At 69.0% G+C, this 2,911-nt stretch carries 4 protein-coding genes; 1 reads left to right on the forward strand and 3 read right to left on the reverse strand.

Annotation, left to right across the window (positions count from 1 at the left end; genetic code table 11):
• The 3 genes from VI056_08955 to VI056_08965 all read right to left on the reverse strand — a co-directional run.
• Window positions 1–394 (reverse strand): hypothetical protein (locus tag VI056_08955; protein ID HEY6203160.1); only part of this gene is annotated, 394 nt, incomplete at its 3' end.
• Between the two features lie 22 nt (window positions 395–416).
• Window positions 417–1,238 (reverse strand): sugar phosphate isomerase/epimerase family protein, encoded by an 822-nt coding sequence (locus tag VI056_08960; GenBank protein HEY6203161.1) that lies wholly within the window; start codon window positions 1,236–1,238, stop codon window positions 417–419.
• Window positions 1,220–2,230: a Gfo/Idh/MocA family oxidoreductase gene (locus tag VI056_08965; protein ID HEY6203162.1), complete on the reverse strand. Its 1,011-nt coding sequence runs from the start codon at window positions 2,228–2,230 to the stop codon at window positions 1,220–1,222. The genes VI056_08960 and VI056_08965 overlap by 19 nt, the downstream gene beginning before the upstream one ends.
• 34 nt (window positions 2,231–2,264) lie before the next feature.
• Here VI056_08965 and VI056_08970 point away from each other — a divergent pair.
• A partial coding sequence (locus tag VI056_08970) for a DUF1015 domain-containing protein (GenBank protein ID HEY6203163.1) occupies window positions 2,265–2,911 on the forward strand: 647 nt, incomplete at its 3' end.

Genomic DNA, 2,911 nt, shown 5'->3' on the forward strand with positions numbered 1-2,911 from the left:
GCGCGTCGGCGAGCGACAACGTCGTGAACTCGGTGTGCCGCCACCTGCCGAAGACGCGCGTGCCCGGCGGCAGATCCGCGTCGCCGCTCGCGTCGATCGTTCCCGACGCGCGGTAGCCGAACACGATGGGGTGATCCTGCGTCGGCGTCCCCGGCGTGAAGATGCGCAGCTCGGGATCCCAGGTCTTGTGCAGATATGGATTGCTCGCATCTCGCCCGATGTAGGTCATCTCGGTCCCCGGACTGATCACCGACAACGCGGTCCGGACGCGCACCATCCCGGGCGAGAGCGGGCCGAGCGGGTAGACGTGGCACTCGACCGCGCCGCTCGCGGTGATGCGGACAGTGCGACCTCCGATCTCCCCGCGTTCCGCGAGACGATCGGTCAGGCTCACGCGACGCCCACTTCGGCCAGGCTCACGCGAGACCCGCTTCGGACATCTTCGAGCGCACGTACGCGACCGATCGCGGAAGCACCGCATCGGCGTCGCCCGACAGCCCGGCGAGCTCGAACGACGCGTAGCCGCGGTACTTCAGGCGCCCGAGCGCGGCGAATACCGGTTCGAGGTCGAGATGGCCGCGGCCGGGTTCGTGACGCTGCGAATCCGCGAGATGGACATATGCGAGCCAGTCGCCCGCTGACTCGAGTGCCGCGCCCATGTCGGCCTCCTCGATGTTCATATGGAACACGTCGCCCATCACGAACACTGCGTTGCTGCCGATGCGCTCTCGCAGTCGAAGTGCGTCGGCGATCGTTACGCACACGTCGTTCTGGTACCGGTTGATCGGTTCGACGTACAGCTTCGCGCCGGCGCGCTCAGCACGGGAGGCGAGGCCTCTCATCCCCTCGACGAAGATCAGCTCGTCCGCGTCTCGTGACCGGCCGGTCGCGATGTTCGGCAGATTGCGCGTTCGTCCCCAGATCGGCACGACGACGCAGCCGGTCCCGAGCTCGCCGGCGAGCGCGACGAGACGCGCGAGGTCTTTGCGCGCAAGCCGGATCTGCTCGGCATCGGGGTCGATGAGCCAGCCGCGGTATCCGCCGCAGATCGCCGAGATCGGGATGTGCTCGCGCAGCGCGAGCTCGGCGTCGTCGAACGGCTGCTGCGAGAGCTCGATGGCCTCGAATCCGTAGCGGCGCGCGTTGTCGTACTTCTCGCGCAGCGTCGCACCGGGGAGGAGCCGGTCCTGGATGGACAGGCGGACCCGCTCGCGCTCCTTCACCCGACGCTCACCCACCTCTCCCGCGACGCGCTCTCGAGCGCCGCCGCTGCGAACCGCGCGTGACGCAGCCCATCTTCGAAGGTCGCGAGCGGGGCCGCGGGCTCTCGCTCATCTCCGGACAGCCGCGCATACACCGCGGCGAGAAGGTTGCGGCGCGCCTCATTCGGCCCCGCGGGCAGAGCCGCGAGCTCGCGCGCCGCGGGCGAGATCAGATCGTCGTCCCGACCGACGACGACGGCGTCACCAGCGCGCGAGCCCAGCCACAGCTCGTTCGGACGCTCGTGCCGCCAGGTCGCCGATCCGGTCGAGCCATCGAGCGACAGCTCCACATCGTTCCGATGCCCGGCCGCGGCCTGCGACAGCACGAGCGTGCCGCTCATGCCATCGGAGAAACGAAGCAACAGGCCAGCGTGATCCTCCGTGCCGCGCCCGTGCAGGCGACCCACCTGCGCCGCGACGGCCACGATCCGCTGGCCGCTCACGAGCTCGGCGAGATCGAGCCAGTGCACACCGATGTCGGCGATCGCGCGCGACGCACCACCGCGCGCCTCTTCGACCCTCCAGTTCGCGTCGGTCGCGAGCAGGAGCCAGTCCTGAAGGAACGATCCGCGCGCCGAGTGCAGCAGACCGAGGAACACGACGCGCGCCGCAAGCTCGACGACCAGTGGATGGAACCGGTAGTTGTACGCGAGCACGGCCACCCGGCCGGTCTTGCGCGCCGTGGCGACGAGCTCCTCGGCGCCGCGCACGTCGACGGCGAGTGGCTTCTCGCAGACGACGTCCTTTCCCGCTCGTAGCGCGCGGCCGGCAAGCGCGACGTGCAGGTCGTTCGCCGCACAGACGTGCACCACGTCGACCGTTGGATCTTCGAGCGCGCGCGGATCCTCCATCACGCGACGCGCGCTCAGCGGACCGGTGAACGCGATGCCGAGCTCCTCGAGCGCTTCCGCGTGCTTGACGCCGGCGTAGCCCGAGCCGACGACCAGTGCGTGGTGATCCCTCTCCACGACGTCATTGTGACCGCGGCCCCAGAATCGGGACGTGGCCGAGTTCATCCCATTCCGCGGATTCCGCTATGACACGTCCGTCGCTGGAGCGCTCTCCGGCCTGATCTGTCCGCCGTATGACGTCATCGATGAGAGGGAGCGCGAGCGCTTGTACGCGCGTAGCCCGCACAACTTCGTGCGCATCGAGTTCCCCAAAGACGGTCCGGAGAACAAGTACGCGCGCGCCGCGAAAGACCTAGCCGACTGGATCGCCGAGCAGCGGCTACGCCGCGAGGAGCATGCATCCTTCTATCTGGACCAGCACGAGTTCGAGGTCGCGGGTCGGCGTCTCGTGCGGCGCGGGATCTTCGGGGCGCTGCGGCTCTATCCCCAGAGCGAAGGCGTCGTGCTGCCCCACGAGCTGACTTTTCCCAAGGCGAAGGCCGACCGCCTCGAGCTGCTCAGGGCGACACGCGCGAACACGAGCCCGGTGTTCGGCATGTTCGCCGACGACGACGGGCTCATGCGCTCGCTCGGCGAGGCCACCGGAGCGCCCGCGGGCGAGGCGACCGTCGGCCCTGAACATCACCGGCTCGAGCGCATCGAAGATGATGCGACCGTCGAGCGCATCTCGGCGACGCTGCGAGACAAGCGCGTGTACATCGCGGACGGGCATCACCGGTACGAGACCGCGCTCAACTA

The sequence above is a fragment of the Candidatus Limnocylindria bacterium genome, assembly GCA_036523395.1.
Lineage (GTDB): Bacteria > Chloroflexota > Limnocylindria > P2-11E > P2-11E > CF-39.